Origin of the sequence: Filimonas lacunae, from assembly GCF_002355595.1 — a bacterium.
Taxonomy (GTDB): domain Bacteria; phylum Bacteroidota; class Bacteroidia; order Chitinophagales; family Chitinophagaceae; genus Filimonas; species Filimonas lacunae.
The window spans coordinates 6,299,322-6,313,823 of the sequence record NZ_AP017422.1; the positions used below are offsets into that span (position 1 = coordinate 6,299,322).

Annotated in this window: 12 protein-coding genes; 5 read left to right on the forward strand and 7 right to left on the reverse strand. The window is 44.9% G+C overall.

Annotation, left to right across the window (positions count from 1 at the left end; genetic code table 11):
* Positions 1 to 62: 62 nt before the first annotated feature.
* The 3 genes from FLA_RS24710 to porX are packed head-to-tail and all read right to left on the reverse strand — an operon-like array spanning position 63 to position 2,927.
* Complete coding sequence (locus FLA_RS24710) at positions 63 to 836, reverse strand: MBL fold metallo-hydrolase (protein ID WP_076375366.1); 774 nt, start codon at positions 834 to 836, stop codon at positions 63 to 65.
* 15 nt (positions 837 to 851) lie between these two features.
* Positions 852 to 1,349 carry a hypothetical protein gene (locus FLA_RS31745; protein ID WP_076375368.1) on the reverse strand — a complete coding sequence of 166 codons (498 nt, stop codon included), beginning with the start codon at positions 1,347 to 1,349 and terminating at the stop codon, positions 852 to 854.
* A 24-nt stretch (positions 1,350 to 1,373) separates the two neighbouring features.
* A complete protein-coding gene (porX, locus tag FLA_RS24720) occupies positions 1,374 to 2,927 on the reverse strand; it encodes a T9SS response regulator signal transducer PorX (RefSeq protein WP_076375370.1) in 1,554 nt (517 codons plus the stop codon).
* Between the two features lie 53 nt (positions 2,928 to 2,980).
* Between porX and FLA_RS24725 the strand changes: the two genes are divergently transcribed.
* From FLA_RS24725 to FLA_RS24740, 4 genes are all read left to right on the forward strand, one after another.
* Entirely contained in the window at positions 2,981 to 4,201 is a 1,221-nt protein-coding gene (locus tag FLA_RS24725) for an HD domain-containing protein (protein WP_076377296.1), read from the forward strand.
* A 105-nt stretch (positions 4,202 to 4,306) separates the two neighbouring features.
* A complete protein-coding gene (lpxD, locus tag FLA_RS24730) occupies positions 4,307 to 5,362 on the forward strand; it encodes a UDP-3-O-(3-hydroxymyristoyl)glucosamine N-acyltransferase (protein ID WP_076375372.1) in 1,056 nt (351 codons plus the stop codon).
* A 65-nt stretch (positions 5,363 to 5,427) separates the two neighbouring features.
* Positions 5,428 to 6,837, forward strand: coding sequence for a bifunctional UDP-3-O-[3-hydroxymyristoyl] N-acetylglucosamine deacetylase/3-hydroxyacyl-ACP dehydratase (locus tag FLA_RS24735; protein WP_076375374.1), 1,410 nt, complete (start codon positions 5,428 to 5,430; stop codon positions 6,835 to 6,837).
* 65 nt (positions 6,838 to 6,902) lie between these two features.
* Positions 6,903 to 8,327: a DUF2339 domain-containing protein gene (locus FLA_RS24740; protein WP_076375376.1), complete on the forward strand. Its 1,425-nt coding sequence runs from the start codon at positions 6,903 to 6,905 to the stop codon at positions 8,325 to 8,327.
* A gap of 110 nt (positions 8,328 to 8,437) precedes the next feature.
* Here FLA_RS24740 and FLA_RS24745 read toward each other — a convergent pair whose 3' ends face one another.
* The 4 genes from FLA_RS24745 to FLA_RS24760 all read right to left on the reverse strand — a co-directional run bounded on the left by FLA_RS24745 (position 8,438) and on the right by FLA_RS24760 (position 13,885).
* Complete coding sequence (locus FLA_RS24745; RefSeq protein ID WP_076375378.1) at positions 8,438 to 10,966, reverse strand: DUF5686 and carboxypeptidase regulatory-like domain-containing protein; 2,529 nt, start codon at positions 10,964 to 10,966, stop codon at positions 8,438 to 8,440.
* Positions 10,967 to 11,080: 114 nt separating this feature from the next.
* Positions 11,081 to 11,632 carry a hypothetical protein gene (locus FLA_RS24750; RefSeq protein WP_076375380.1) on the reverse strand — a complete coding sequence of 184 codons (552 nt, stop codon included), beginning with the start codon at positions 11,630 to 11,632 and terminating at the stop codon, positions 11,081 to 11,083.
* 76 nt (positions 11,633 to 11,708) lie between these two features.
* On the reverse strand, positions 11,709 to 12,806 hold the full coding sequence (locus FLA_RS24755; protein WP_197705828.1) for a BamA/TamA family outer membrane protein: 1,098 nt from the start codon (positions 12,804 to 12,806) through the stop codon (positions 11,709 to 11,711).
* A gap of 107 nt (positions 12,807 to 12,913) precedes the next feature.
* Complete coding sequence (locus FLA_RS24760; RefSeq protein WP_076375382.1) at positions 12,914 to 13,885, reverse strand: ABC transporter ATP-binding protein; 972 nt, start codon at positions 13,883 to 13,885, stop codon at positions 12,914 to 12,916.
* A 134-nt stretch (positions 13,886 to 14,019) separates the two neighbouring features.
* Here FLA_RS24760 and FLA_RS24765 point away from each other — a divergent pair, with 134 nt between their 5' ends.
* Complete coding sequence (locus FLA_RS24765; protein ID WP_076375384.1) at positions 14,020 to 14,481, forward strand: DinB family protein; 462 nt, start codon at positions 14,020 to 14,022, stop codon at positions 14,479 to 14,481.
* Positions 14,482 to 14,502: the final 21 nt, after the last annotated feature.

Here is a 14,502-nt window from a genome sequence, read left to right on the forward strand (position 1 = left end):
TATAAATATAAAAACTCAACCCCAAAAAGCAAAGCAGATAACGATGTAAGTTGTAAACTGTGTTACAATTCTACCACCAGGCCATCATAAGCCAGCCTTATATGTGCAGGCAGTTCCTCTTCTACTGCTACATGTGTTCCTAACTGATGACTGATATGTGTAAAGTAAGCCTTCGGAATATGCAGCTCTTCTGTTAATGCCACTGCTTCATCCAATGTAAAGTGTGAGATATGTTGTTCGCGACGCAGCGCATTTACCACCAGCACAGACGAACCCTTTATCTTTTCTTTTTCGGCATCGTCAATTCTGTTGGCATCAGTAATATATGTGAAGTCGCCTATGCGAAAACCATACACAGGAAGTTTATGATGCCATACAAGAATAGGTGTAATGGTTACATCTGCAATGGTAAATGGCGTGAGATCAATTTCGTGCAGGTTAATATCAGGTATGCCGGGATACTTATGCTCGGCAAACACATAAGCAAACTCTACTTTCAGCTGATTGATGGTCATGGCATTGGCATATACCTCCATGGCCTTTTGCTGAAAAAAGTTATAAGGCCGTATATCATCCAAACCCGCCGTATGATCTTTATGCGGGTGCGTAAACAATACTGCATCCAGTTTTTCATTGCCAATACGCAGCATCTGCTCGCGAAAGTCGGGAGTAGTATCTATTACAAAAGTAGTAGCAGGCGTTTCTACCAACACGCTACTACGCAGGCGTTTGTCTTTGGCATCGGCAGACGTACACACCGGGCAGTGGCACCCGATCATAGGTACGCCGCTGCTGGTGCCTGTTCCTAAAAATGTAATACGAAGCGATGGAGACATGTACCTGTATATATTTTATTCCTTTTCTTCTTGTGTTTGCTCTGCTGAAGCTTCTTCTGCAGCTTCCTGTGCTTCTAAAGCCGGCGCAGTGGTTTCTGTAGTATCCGCCCCTGTTTCAGTGCCGGCTGTATTAACTTCAGAAGTAGCTTCCTGCCCTTCTGCAACAGCAGCATCTGTTTCCGCAATAGCGGCTGCTTCTGCTGCAGTAGCTGCCGCTGCAGCATCTTCTGCTTCCGCTTCGGCATCTGCTGCAGCCCTTCTTTTCATCACGGTTTCGTATAGCTTTTGCGATTCGTGTGTAAGCTTGTCAAATTCAATATTCAGCTGGGGAATAATTTCAAGCAGGGTATTAATACGTCCTTCTACGTTCAGAAATTTGTTTAATACCACCACGCGCTTTTGTTCCAGCAGGCACCATCCACTTTGGAATGTGCCTCTTTCAAAACGCACAACATAATCTGCATCGCCCAGTATACCTTGTAGTTTGTCTAAATTAGCCTGTGTATACTTCATCGCTCAAAAGTAAAAAGTATTTTCCTACTTACTGGTCATTTTAATAACCGGCACTATCATTTCCTCCAGGCTTACCCCACCATGCTGAAAGGTATTTTTATAATAGTTGGCATAGTGATTATAATTATTGGGGTAGCACAGGAAACCATCTTCGCGCGCAAATATATAAGAAGAGTTTACATTAGGCACAGGCAAACCTCCCAGTTTAGGATCGCGGAAAGCCAGCACCTCTTTAGGTTCGTAGTTTAAGTTACGGCCATGTTTGTAGCGCAGGTTGGCCGTGGTTTGCTTATCGCCAATTACCTTATAAGGCGTTTTCACCCGCACGCTGCCATGATCGGTAGCCAATACCAGGTTTATTTTTTTACCGGCAATTTTTTTCAATGCCTGGTTTAAAGGACTATGTTCAAACCAGCTGCGCGTAACACTACGGTAACTGGTTTCGTCGCCTGCCAGCTCTTTCAGCACCTCCATTTCGGTGCGTGCATGGCTAAGCATATCCATGAAATTGTAAATGATAATATTCAAATCGTTTTGCAGCAGGTTATGGATATTGTTTACCAGCTGCTGTCCATCGTGATGGTTCACCACCTTGGTGTAGCTGTATTTAATATCATCCCTGCGCAAACGTTTTAGTTGTGCTTTAAAAAATTCTTCTTCAAACATGTTTTTTCCGCCCTCATCATCGTCGTTTCTCCATTGATCCGGAAACGTTTTTTCTATTTGTAGCGGCATCTGTCCGGCAAAAATGGCGTTACGGCTGTATTGCGTGGCAGTAGGTAATATGCTGTAAAAAGTTTCTTCTTCCAGTATACGAAAGTGCTCCATAAACAAAGGCTGTATGGCTTTCCACTGGTCAAACCGTAAATTATCTATCAGCACAAAAAACACAGGTGTACCCTTTTCTACGTGGGGCAGCACTTTAAACTGAAACAGGTTATGGCTCATCACCGGCGCATCGGCTGCCGGCTGCATCCAGCTGAGATAGTTTTTGCTAATGAACTTGAAAAATTCCGTATTGGCTTCCTGCTTCTGCGTGTGAAACACTTCCTGCATTTCGGGACTGTCGCTTTTATCCATTTCCAGCTCCCAGTATACCAGCTTACGGTAAATATCCATCCATTCATTGTAACCGGGGTCGCTGTTCAGTGCCATAAACAGGTTACGGAACTGCTGCTGGTAAGCAGTAGTGGTTTTTTCGGCCACCAGCCTTTTATTGTCCATTACCTTTTTTAAACTCAGCAACACCTGGTTAGGGTTCACCGGCTTAATCAGGTAATCGGTAATCTGGCTTCCAATAGCTTCATCCATCAGGTTCTCGGTTTCGTTTTTGGTAATCAGCACCACCGGCACCTGCTGGTTTATTTCTTTAATACGTGATAACGTTTCCAGGCCGGTAATACCCGGCATACTTTCATCCAGCAACACCACATCTACCGGGTTGTCGCGCACAAAGTCAATGGCTTCAAATCCATTGGTGAGCGTTTGCACGGTATATCCCTTGTGTTCTAAGAAAATCTTCTGCGATTGAAGGCTTTCTATCTCATCATCTACCCATAGTATAAATCCTAATGCCATATGAGGGATATTTAATGTTTATATTGCGGAGCGGTCAACAAAGTACCAAAAACATGCCATCTACCAAGCGTAAAATTATAAACGACCCGGTTTATGGGTTTATCACCATTAATCACCCATTGATTTTTGATATTATAGCGCATCCTTATTACCAGCGTTTACGCCGGATACACCAAATGGCTATGGCCCACCTGGTATATCCGGGGGCTGTGCACACCCGTTTGCACCATTCACTGGGTGCTTATCACCTGATGTGTCAGGCGGTAACGGAGTTGAGGAATAAGGGGGTTGAAATTACGCCTGAAGAAGATGTAGCCGTAAAAGCGGCCATTTTATTGCATGATATTGGACATGGACCTTTTTCGCACGCCCTGGAAAACAGGCTTGCTCCCGGCATTCACCACGAAACGCTGAGCCTGGGCATTATGCACCAGCTGAACGAAAACCTGGAAGGTCGCTTATCGCTGGCCATAGACATTTTTACCGGAAAATATCATAAACCCTTTCTACATCAACTGATTAGCGGCCAGCTGGATATGGACCGGATGGACTATCTCACCCGTGATAGCTTTTTTACTGGTGTAAGCGAGGGCGTTATTGGTTACGACCGCATTCTAAAAATGCTGCTGGTACACAACGATGAGCTGATGATTGAAGAAAAGGGCATTTACAGCGTAGAAAAGTTTTTAATTGCCCGCCGGCAGATGTATTGGCAGGTGTACTTGCATAAAACGGTGTTATCGGCCGAAAAAATGTTGAAAAAAATAATTGAGCGCGCCCGTAAAATTTACCGGAAAGACGATCCATATATTCTCACCCACTCGGCCCTGGATTATTTTTTAGGGGGCGACTTTGATGGAGTGATCAACGCCGACTCTATGGAGCGTTTTTGCAGCCTGGACGACGCGGATGTTACTTTTGCCATAAAACGGTGGAGCAAGCACCCCGATGTGGCACTTAGCACACTGAGTACCAATCTTTTAAACAGGAAACTATTGAAGTGTACCATACAAGCCGAAGCCTTTGACCAGGCAACTTTAACAAAACATACATTGGACGTTTGTGCCCGTTTGGGTATCACAGAAGAAGAAGCTTCTTATCTCGTATTTACCGGTGAAGCGGCCAATACGACCTATAATTTAGTGGCTGAACATATTAACATTTACTTTAAATCGGGCGATGTGAAGAATATTTCGCAGGTTGACAACGCACTCATCCATCAAACTCTTTCTACGCCTGTTAAAAAATTCTATTTTTGCACCCTTGCTTCTTAACGTTGCTATTGCAATAACTTGAGGCAGAACCCGTTTCATTAAACAATTCGTTTGCACAAACAAAGAAGGAATGAGAACCCGGCTTTGTGCAGTAAAAAAAAGATTATGCAATTCAGCGCAGCGCAAATAGCCATGCTCATTGATGGCCAGGTGGAGGGTAACAGTGAAACTACTGTTAACTCGTTTGGGAAAATTGAAGAAGCGAAAGCCGGTCAGCTGGCATTTCTCGCTAATCCCAAATATGAGGACTACCTGTACACCACCTCTGCCTCTATTATTATTATTAATGAAACACAAGAGTTGAAACAGCCCCTGGCAGCTACCTTAGTGAAGGTAAAAGATGCCTACACCGCCTTTGCCACCCTGTTGCACAAGTACCAGGAATTTATGACCCAGCAACTGGCAGGTATTGAACAACCCAGCTTTATTGCCCCTACTGCTACCGTTGGCGAGAACGCTTTTGTAGCTGCTTTCGTTTATATCAGTGAAAACGCTAAAATTGGCAAAAACGTAAAAATTTTCCCGCATGTGTTTATCGGCGCCAATGTAACGGTAGACGATAACACTATTTTACACTCCGGCGTAAAAATTTACCAGGAATGCAAAGTGGGCAAAAACGTGATTATTCACGCCGGCAGCGTTATTGGCAGTGATGGTTTTGGTTTTGCACCACAGGCAGATGGTACCTATAAAAAAGTGCCCCAGATTGGAAATGTAGTGATTGAAGACAATGTAGAAATAGGCGCTAATGCTACTATTGACCGCGCTACCATCGGTTCTACCCTTATTAAAGACGGCGCTAAACTGGATAACCTTATCCAGATTGCCCACAACGTAGAAATTGGCCGCAGCACCGTGATAGCTGCCCAGGCAGGTATCAGTGGCAGCACCAAAATTGGTAACAATGTAATGATTGGAGGTCAGGCCGGTATTGTAGGACACCTGCAAATTGCCGACAACTCTAAAATCAACGCCCAGAGCGGTGTAACCAAATCTATTAAAACCAACAGCAGCCGTTCTGTAACCGGAACCCCTGCACACGATTATACCAGCGCTCTTCGCAGCCAGGCCCTGAGCCGTAACTTACCGGATATGGAAAAACGTATTGCAGATCTGGAAAAGATGATTCAGCAATTGGTAGACGAAAGAGAGAATGCATAAAAAACAGCTCATAAAGTTGTAACCCCTATTTTTGCGGCCTTTATGGCTCTAATTTATCTATATTCATGGACGTAAATTTCAATCCAGACAAGCAGCATACGCTGAAAGCACCTGTTAGTATCAGTGGTACAGGTTTGCACACCGGTATTTTAGTAGATATGACACTGAACCCGGCTCACCCAGGCTTTGGTATTCAGTTTCAGCGTATTGACCTGCCAAATCAGCCTATTATTAAAGCCGATTGTGACCTGGTTACGGATACCAGCCGTGGCACTACCTTACAGGTAGGCGACGCACGCGTTAGCACAGTAGAACATATTCTGGCTGCCCTGGTAGGCACTGGTGTAGATAACGTTTTAATTGAGCTGAACGGCCCTGAAATTCCTATCATGGATGGCAGCTCACAACCATTTGTAGAGCTGATTAAAGAAACTGGTGTGCAGGAGCAGGAAGCTGCTAAGGCATGGTACAGCATTGACGAGAACATTTACCACTACGATGAGGCTAAAAGAGTAGAAATGGTGGCTATGCCTGCCGTTGACTACCAGATAACCACCCTTATCGACTTTAATAGCCCTGTACTGGGTACCCAATATGCGCAACTTAAAAGCATGCGCAACTTCGTAAACGATATTGCCCCATGCCGTACTTTCAGCTTCTTACACGAACTGGAAATGCTGCTGGACCACAACCTGATTAAAGGTGGTGACATTAACAATGCCATTGTTATTGTAGACAAACCGGTAACCCAGGAAGAAATGACCCGCCTGGCAAAAGCTTTTGGCCGCGATAACATTGAAGTAAAAAGCGAAGGCTACCTCAACAACCTGGAATTACGTTTCCCGAACGAACCTGCCCGCCACAAACTGCTGGACGTAGTAGGAGATCTGGCTTTGATCGGCTACCCTATCAAAGGACGTATCATTGCCAACAGACCCGGCCACAGCAGCAACGTGGAGTTTGCTAAAAAAATCAAGCAATACATTAAAAAGAACAGGCACGTTAAAGACATCCCTGTTTACGATACTGCATTACCTCCTGTTTACACATTGGAGCATATTGAAAAAACATTACCGCACCGCTTCCCATTCCTGTTGGTGGACAAGATTATCGAGTTAACCGACAAGCACATTGTAGGGGTAAAGAATGTTACTTTCAATGAGTGGTTTTTCCAGGGTCACTTCCCCGGCAACCCTGTAATGCCCGGTGTGTTACAAATTGAAGCACTGGCACAAACCGGTGGTTTATTATGTATCAACGCTATGCCGGAAGGAAAATACAACACGTATTTCCTGAAAATAGACAACTGTAAGTTTAAGCAAATGGTGAAGCCAGGCGACACTATGCTGTTGAAGATGGAACTGGTGGCTCCTATACGTCGCGGAATCTGCGAAATGCACGGCACCGTATACGTAGGCGGCAAGGTGGCTACAGAAGCCGACCTGGTAGCGCAGCTGGTAAAAAGAACCGATTAATATCCAACCTACTATATAGAAGAGCCTGGCATACCACATGCCGGGCTTTTTTTATATATTTAGTAATGGCTACTGAAAACGATATTGCCCAACTGCAAGCACAGATACAGGAACTGCAGCAACAATTGCAACAACAGCAGCAACAGATTCAGGCACTTCAGCAACAGGTAAATATTTCACCTTTACCTGGCAAACCAACACCGGCAACAAAAGCACGCTATAAAACGCCCCATGCTGCACCATCCCCAAACCTGGACCTCGAAAACTATATAGGCCTGAAACTGATACATGTGGCCGGCATAGTAGTGCTGGTAATAGGCCTTTCCCTCGGTGTAAAATACGCTATTGACCAACAACTCATCAGCATATGGGGGCGCATTGGTCTGGCCTACCTGGCAGGCGGCATCTTGTTTGGGCTATCGGTATGGCTAAAAAAGAACTATCACCTGTTTAGTGCTATTCTCTTTAGTGGCGCAATGGCCACCTTTTACATAACCACGTTTGCCACCTGCAATTATTATAATCTACTACAGGAAGGAGCCGCGTTTGCCATCATGCTGGTGATTACTGTATACACTACCTGGATGGCCATAAGCTATAACAGGCAGCAGATTGCCCTATTGGGCATGGTAGGCGCCTACGCTATTCCCTTCCTGGTAAGCCACGATAAAGAAGGCGGCTTCTTGTTTTTAAGCTATATACTATTGATCAACACAGGCATTGCTTTTCTTTCTTTTAAAAAGTCATGGCGCACTACCAATGGAATAGCCATTGCTTTTTCCTGGCTCATCTTTGCGGTATGGATAGCTTCTTATAATCTGGTATTTCACCAGGCCATATACATGACTATTGCCTTTGCCCTTTGTTATTATTTGTTGTTTACTATATCATTGATGACGTTTCCTGTTGCCGAACAGGACAAAGCCCACCAGACTAAGCTATTGCTGTTACTCCTCAATAACACGGTATTCTACCTGGTAGCCCAACACATCAATCACATGATAGAAGGCGACTTAAACGTTAATCCCCGGTACCCGGGTCATCCTGAAAAAACAGCCTATGTATCTGCAGCTTTCGCCATAGCTTATACGTGCATGGCATGGGGCTTTCAGCAACTGAAAAGACAGCCCGAAACATTAAGCAAATACATGTTTATTCAAAGTATTGTGTTAACAACGCTTTTTATAGTGCAATACTGGGATGGCGTAATAGTAACCCTATTGTGGTTATTGCTTGCCATCCTGCTTTTTATTGCAGGGGTACGGGTAAAAGCCAGCTGGCCAAGGCTTTCGGCTATGGCGTTGCTGGCATTTACGCTATGCAAACTTATTATAATAGACAGCCAGCGCTTTACCCCACTTCAAAAAACACTATGCTATATTTTGTTAGGTTGCGTGTTGTTGCTGGTGGCCTTCTTTTACCAGAAGTTTAAACAGGTGCTGTTTGTCGAAGAGAAAGAAAACAACGATAGTAGCACCTCTTTACCCTAAATTTATTTACGCCACATGTTAGGGGCCAGTAACCTCCTAAACCTATACGCAGCTGTGTATCTGCACTACGCCCGTTCAGAAAGCTGTATACCACATCCATTTTATATTAACTACTGCACTTTCATGCTTCCGCCAATTAAGCCACCAAAGCCAAGTCTAACGCCTACTGTTCCATTACTACCATTCCAATAACCATTTACCACATCTACCCGCAGCACTTTAAAAATGTTTTCAATACCCGCAAACACCTCTGTATAATGATTGGAAGCATTTACCCTAAAAGCATTGGCCCCTGCCACCAGGTGCCAGTTCAGTTTTTTAAAGAAAGGGATTTTATTGGTAAGCAAGCCGTTGAAATGATGCTCCACATGTGCTTCGGCAAAGAAAGAAGCGGTAGTACTGTTGGCATAATAAGGCGCCAACTGAAAGCTGTTCAGGTATTCCGAAGCAAAGAGAGTTTGGTTGCCATTGAAATGCTGATAGTCCTGTATGTTCACTTTATTGTTATTCAGAAAGCCCCCTACACTTATGCGATACGAGAAGGCACCCATTATTTTAAAGTTCACTTTATCCCACGCTGCAAAGCGCCACTTATCAAAATTCACATCACTGCCCAGCACATTGTCAATGCCTTTACTATATGCTAAAGAAAAGGTGGGATACTTAGAACCGATAGCCACTTTTTGCTTAGGATACTGTATATACCGCTGCCCTGGCTTGTATTGCACTTCTACATTCGCCACCACTGCCTGGTGTTTAGTAAACTGACTACTCAGTTGCTCGTAAGGATAGTTAGGTGAAAACACCCTGTCTTTTTTAAAGTAAGAATACTCATTCAGATTATTCAACGGCATCCTGTTTTCATATAAAATGCTACCGGTTACCCTTACATCACTATCAAAGCGTTTAGTATACCGCAACTCGCCAAAGTAGTTTTCATATATTTTCATATAGTTGCGATGCTCCAGTAATGTGTAAGCACTATTCAGCAACTCCCCTATCGGGTTTTGTGGGTTAAACTGGCTCACCCGTTTGCCACCGCGTAGCTCCCAGCTATCTATGGCCCGCCCTTCGCCACCAGCGGCACCTTTAGGGTAACGGTAATAGTTCAACGATGCCCAGCTGTTTACATGTTTGTTGCCAAAGCCATAACGCACATGCGGTATAAAGCTGAGTGTTTTCCCTTGCGGTTTCCATACCTTGGTAAAACTAGCCTGCAGGTTTACTACATACCCTTCTACGGAGTTATAGTAAAAATGTTTCAAAGGCCCTGCCCAGGTAAAATAGAACGGATGCTGCGGATGATAATTGCTACGGGTAAAGCCTTCCCAAACAAGCGATCCTACCGTAATCCTTCCCTGGCGCCTGCGCAGCGAATCGCGATAGGCCGTGGAATAAGCAGAATCCTGTTGTTGCTTATAAATGCTGTCTTTTACAGCATAGTCTTTTATTTCATCAGGCTCCAGCTGCACCGGACGTATGCTATCCCAATAACCAGCTGATTTCTTATTCACTGCGGTATCATAGGCCACCAATATCTTATTAAAATACTTTTTCGCAAACTGCGGACGGGTATCATATTTATTATACACGTTTAAAAAATTACCCACCGCATCTATCCCCAGTATATTAAAGGTGTAATACAACGACTGGTCTTTGGTACGCCATACCCCATTGGTTACAGGTGCATGAATTTGCTTCACCTGCAGGGTATCCAGCATTTCCAGCTGCGATTGTTTGGTAAGCATTAAATCTAAACTATGAATACGCCATTCACCTTCTGTAATATTAATGGTGCCGGAAAACAAAGGCTCATACTTTCTGCGCGGTATCACCTTTATTTGGGTAATCTCTTTACCTTCTTCCCAAAACGAGCCCAGGTATTTATATCGGTAATACTTCAAAGCCCCATCTGCTATGGGCGATATAAAACCACGTGGCGCCAGCGTGCTGGTAAGCACCGTTACGTTGTTATCATAAAAATTAATAAAGGTGGGAAAGTTAAAGCCATAGCCATTACCCCCGCTTTCCCTGCCCGAGATCACTTCCATTTTTAACTGCTCTGGCTTTTTATACGCAATTTTAGTAAGCGATTCAGAGAGGTATATAATACCCTTGCCTGCCGAATCAACCCCCATCTCTTTTTTATCGGCATCTTTAATCTTTTGTCCCAGCACCCGGTTGGGTAGCTTACGCGTTTTCACCAGGGTTTTAATATAGGCTTCGCAGGTAAAAGAGTCCAGCGGGTTTTGATAGTCAGGACGTTTTTTAATAGCACTTCTGATAATAGCATAGGCCGGATCTTCTCCGCCCGATTTCACCACCACTTCTTTCATTACCGCCTGTATGGGCTGCAACTGAAAATTCACCTCACCTCCCTTTTCTATACTCACTGTTTTTTCCTGGCGGGCATAGCCTACATACTGGCACACAATTACCACGCTGCCACTGGCATTCACCTCCAGTAAATAACGGCCTTGCGAATTAGTGGTAGTGCCCCGGTTGTCGCCCTTCACCTGCACCGAAGCATAGGGCAAAGGCCGCCCCTTTTCATCGGTAACCGTTCCGGTAATGGTATGGGCAAAAACACTGAAAAAACAAAGTAAAGCAGTTGTCAGGCAAAAGATCGGCTTTATCATAAGCGGTTATAATGTATAAAACGAATATACAGGCCGCCTATGTAACCCGGTTACAACTGATCGTTAATATGTATTAGTGGTTAACCCGCTGTTTAAGCGGAAAGGGGGGAGCGATTATAAACCAGCTTCTATTTTTTTATACAAAACCGATAAAGTGGCTTTGTTGCTGGCCCGGCAGCGTGTCCACGCGCTTTGATACGAGCGGGAAAGGCAATCTTTCTCGCGCCCCTCACAGGTACGTTTTATTTCGTCGGCAATTTTATTCATCCATTTATCTGCACAGCCTGGAGGAAGCAGCGGACTTTGGGCGTTTAAAAACTCTATGAGGTAATCGGGCCTTTGTTCCATAAACTCTTTACAGCCTTTTCCCAAATCATCCTTCCAGGCGCTGATGCTTTTCTCCACCATTTTACTCACAACCAGCATATAAAAAGGACGTAGCTCGGCATTACGGGAACTCATGCTATCCAGCGCCGCCAGAATATTTAATTCGTCGGCCGGTTTCAGCTTACCGTTGTAGTAGTCAATAATTACCTTGGGAATTTCTTTATTGGTGAGATAGTCTTTTATGTTACCCGGAGCTTGCGCACATGCCTGATTTCCAACGATAAGGATGCCAGCCAGCACACAAACAAAAACAGTAAAACGTAGGAACGTAAAAGGCATTTTTATTTTTTAAGGGTTCTCCTGGATGTTCAGATTTCCGGTTCGGAAAGGTCAAATCTAGTAAAATCGTCCTAAACTAAAAAGCCTCACCCAGTTGCAGGTAAAATCCCTGGTCGTGCTTGTTGGTAAAACCGTAATCCAGCCGCAGGTTCAGCCTTTCCTTGTTGCTCAGGGCAAAGCGCAAACCACCGCCATACGCATATTTCAAATCTTTAAAATCGTAGTTCATGGTTTTGCTGGCCACATCACCGGTACCACCAAAAGCCACCACCCCAATTCGTTTATACACCTGCATGCGCCACTCGGCCTGAAAAGCCAGTAATTGCTTATCCCGGTAACGGCCGCTATAATAACCCCGCATAATGCTGCTACCGCCCAATGCCGCCAGGCTTCTGATAGGCACTTCACGCCCCATGTTCATAAAATTATACAACTGCAAGGCCAGCACATTTTTCTTATTCACAGGAATATACTGCCGCACATCCTGGATAACGTTCCAATAAGTGAAATCCGACCCAAAAAGCGGGTTATAATATTTACCGGTGAACTGTAAAAAAGTGCCTTTGCTGGGAGCAAACGCATCGTTGCGGTTATCGTAGGTAAAACTACCGCCCACACCCGAAATCAGGTACCCGGTTCTGCCAGCCACCTGTTCTTTATCAAACAGTCCATTGTGCTTGTATTGCATATCCATTACCCGCTGCAACTCGTACACACCGCCCACAAACAACCCTCTGCTCACTTTACGCATGCCATGCAAAAACACATAGTACTGTTTAAACTGGTAAGGCTCTACAAAAGAATCGCGGGTATGAGGGCCCATGCCCCAGAATTTATCCGGAAAATAGCTGTAAGAGAACTGATGATTGAGGATATATTTTTCGCCAGGCAGGTAAATGGTGCCATTAATGACTGTAAGCAATTGTTTGTTCAGCGAATACAGGGCTAATGCCTGAATACTGGAAGCGCGTGAAACAGTGTCTTTTTTATTGACCCTGAAAATGCTTACCCCTACGCCGCCAAACATCCAGCCTGTTTCTACAGACCGCGCCACCACCGGAAAGGCGAGAAATTTATTAGTGGGTAATGCGGTGCTGCTGCTATCTTTCTGCGCAAAGGACGACAAACAAAACACCAACATGGCAATAAGGGTAAACAGCCTGTTAGGTTTCAACTACAATTGGGATTTGGATTGCAATAATAAGCATGTTTGTCCCTTAAACAGGGCTACTGAACCTGAAAATCACGTTAATTATTGATAACATCTACTGCTTGCACGGCTTATTTCAACGCTACACTTACAGTATCCTGTTCATTTATAAGGCATTCCATCACCCGCACCACCAGCAAAATGCCACCGGTTTCTATTTCCAGGTCGTAGAAGCTGCCCATAAATAATATCTTTTTCACCACACCAGGCACGCCAGCTTTGCCATTTGTTGCCAGGGTCAGTTGTTCAGGACGTATAATTACCGGCTTATCTGCTATTGCGGCAGGCGCTAACTGAGCCATATGCGGCCAATGGGCAGGTATTACATTGTATTTACCCAGCAAACCGGCTACATATTCATTTACCGGGTGGGAATATACCTCACGGGCAGGCCCCTGCTGGGCAATGCTGCCCTGCTGCATAATCAGCAATTCATCGGCCCAGGGCAGAATATCCAACGGATCGTGCGAGATAATCACCGTTGTAATATGCAGTTTATCGCCAATATCCCGTATCACCGTTTTCAGAACACCTTTATGAATCATATCCAGGTTAGAAAAGGGTTCATCCAGCAGCAACAACTTAGGCGCCGTAATCAACAGGCGCGCCAGGGCAATACGTTGTTTTTCGCCACCAGATAATTCATCGGTGCGCCGGGCCATCAGGTGGTTGATCTTACACACCTCATATAATAAACGGGCATCTTCCTCTTCCAGTAAATTGGCATACTCCAGCACCTGTGCCACACTTAAAAAAGTAGCCAGTTCAAACTGCTGCGACAAGTAGGCAACGCCCGGATGGCCGGGAATCAGCTTTTCGTAAGGGCCTTCTACCCGCACACCATTAAAATACACATTACCGCTATCGGGCTGGGCCAAACCCGCCACCATTTTCAGTAAGGTGCTTTTACCCGAACCCGTTTCGCCTGCTACCGCCAGTTTGCGAAACCGCGGCAGCTCAAAACTTACGTTTTTCACCACATCCCCACCTTTGCGCTCCTGCTTGCCTACCCCTGCTACTTCTAAAAATTTACTGCTTGCCATTGCACCAAAAATAACTAAACTATTGTTATTCACTACCGCAACCTTCGCCCCGCAGCCTGCACCGGAATGTTTACCAAAGATTAACAGCCAGCCGCCGCTATAAGAAAAGTATCTTTATACATTAAACACCCCATATGCTTCAACAAGTAGAACGCATTCGCAAAACCAGGACTTTCTTTCTCGACAAAATACGCACCTTGTCTACCGAAGAGTGGAACCTGATACCGCCCGGCTACAGTAATAACATTGTATGGAACGTGGGGCATATGATAGCTGCCCAGCAAGGCATTTGCTATGTGCGGGCGGGATTGCCTGTGGTAACAGACGAAGACTTTTACCATGCTTACAAACCCGGCTCCCGCCCTACCAGCTTTACCGGACCGGAAGAAATTGAGCAAATAAAAGCACTGTTCTTTTCCACCCTGCTGCAATTGGAAAAAGATGTACAACAGGGTATTTTTCACCACTACACCAGCTGGACTTCCCGCTACGACATTACCGTTTCTACCATCCAGGAAGCGATGGACTTATTGATGCATCACGAAGGATATCATGCAGGCATTATCTCCGGCATTAAATATTGCATTACCAAATAGGCAGATACAACAACGCCCTTA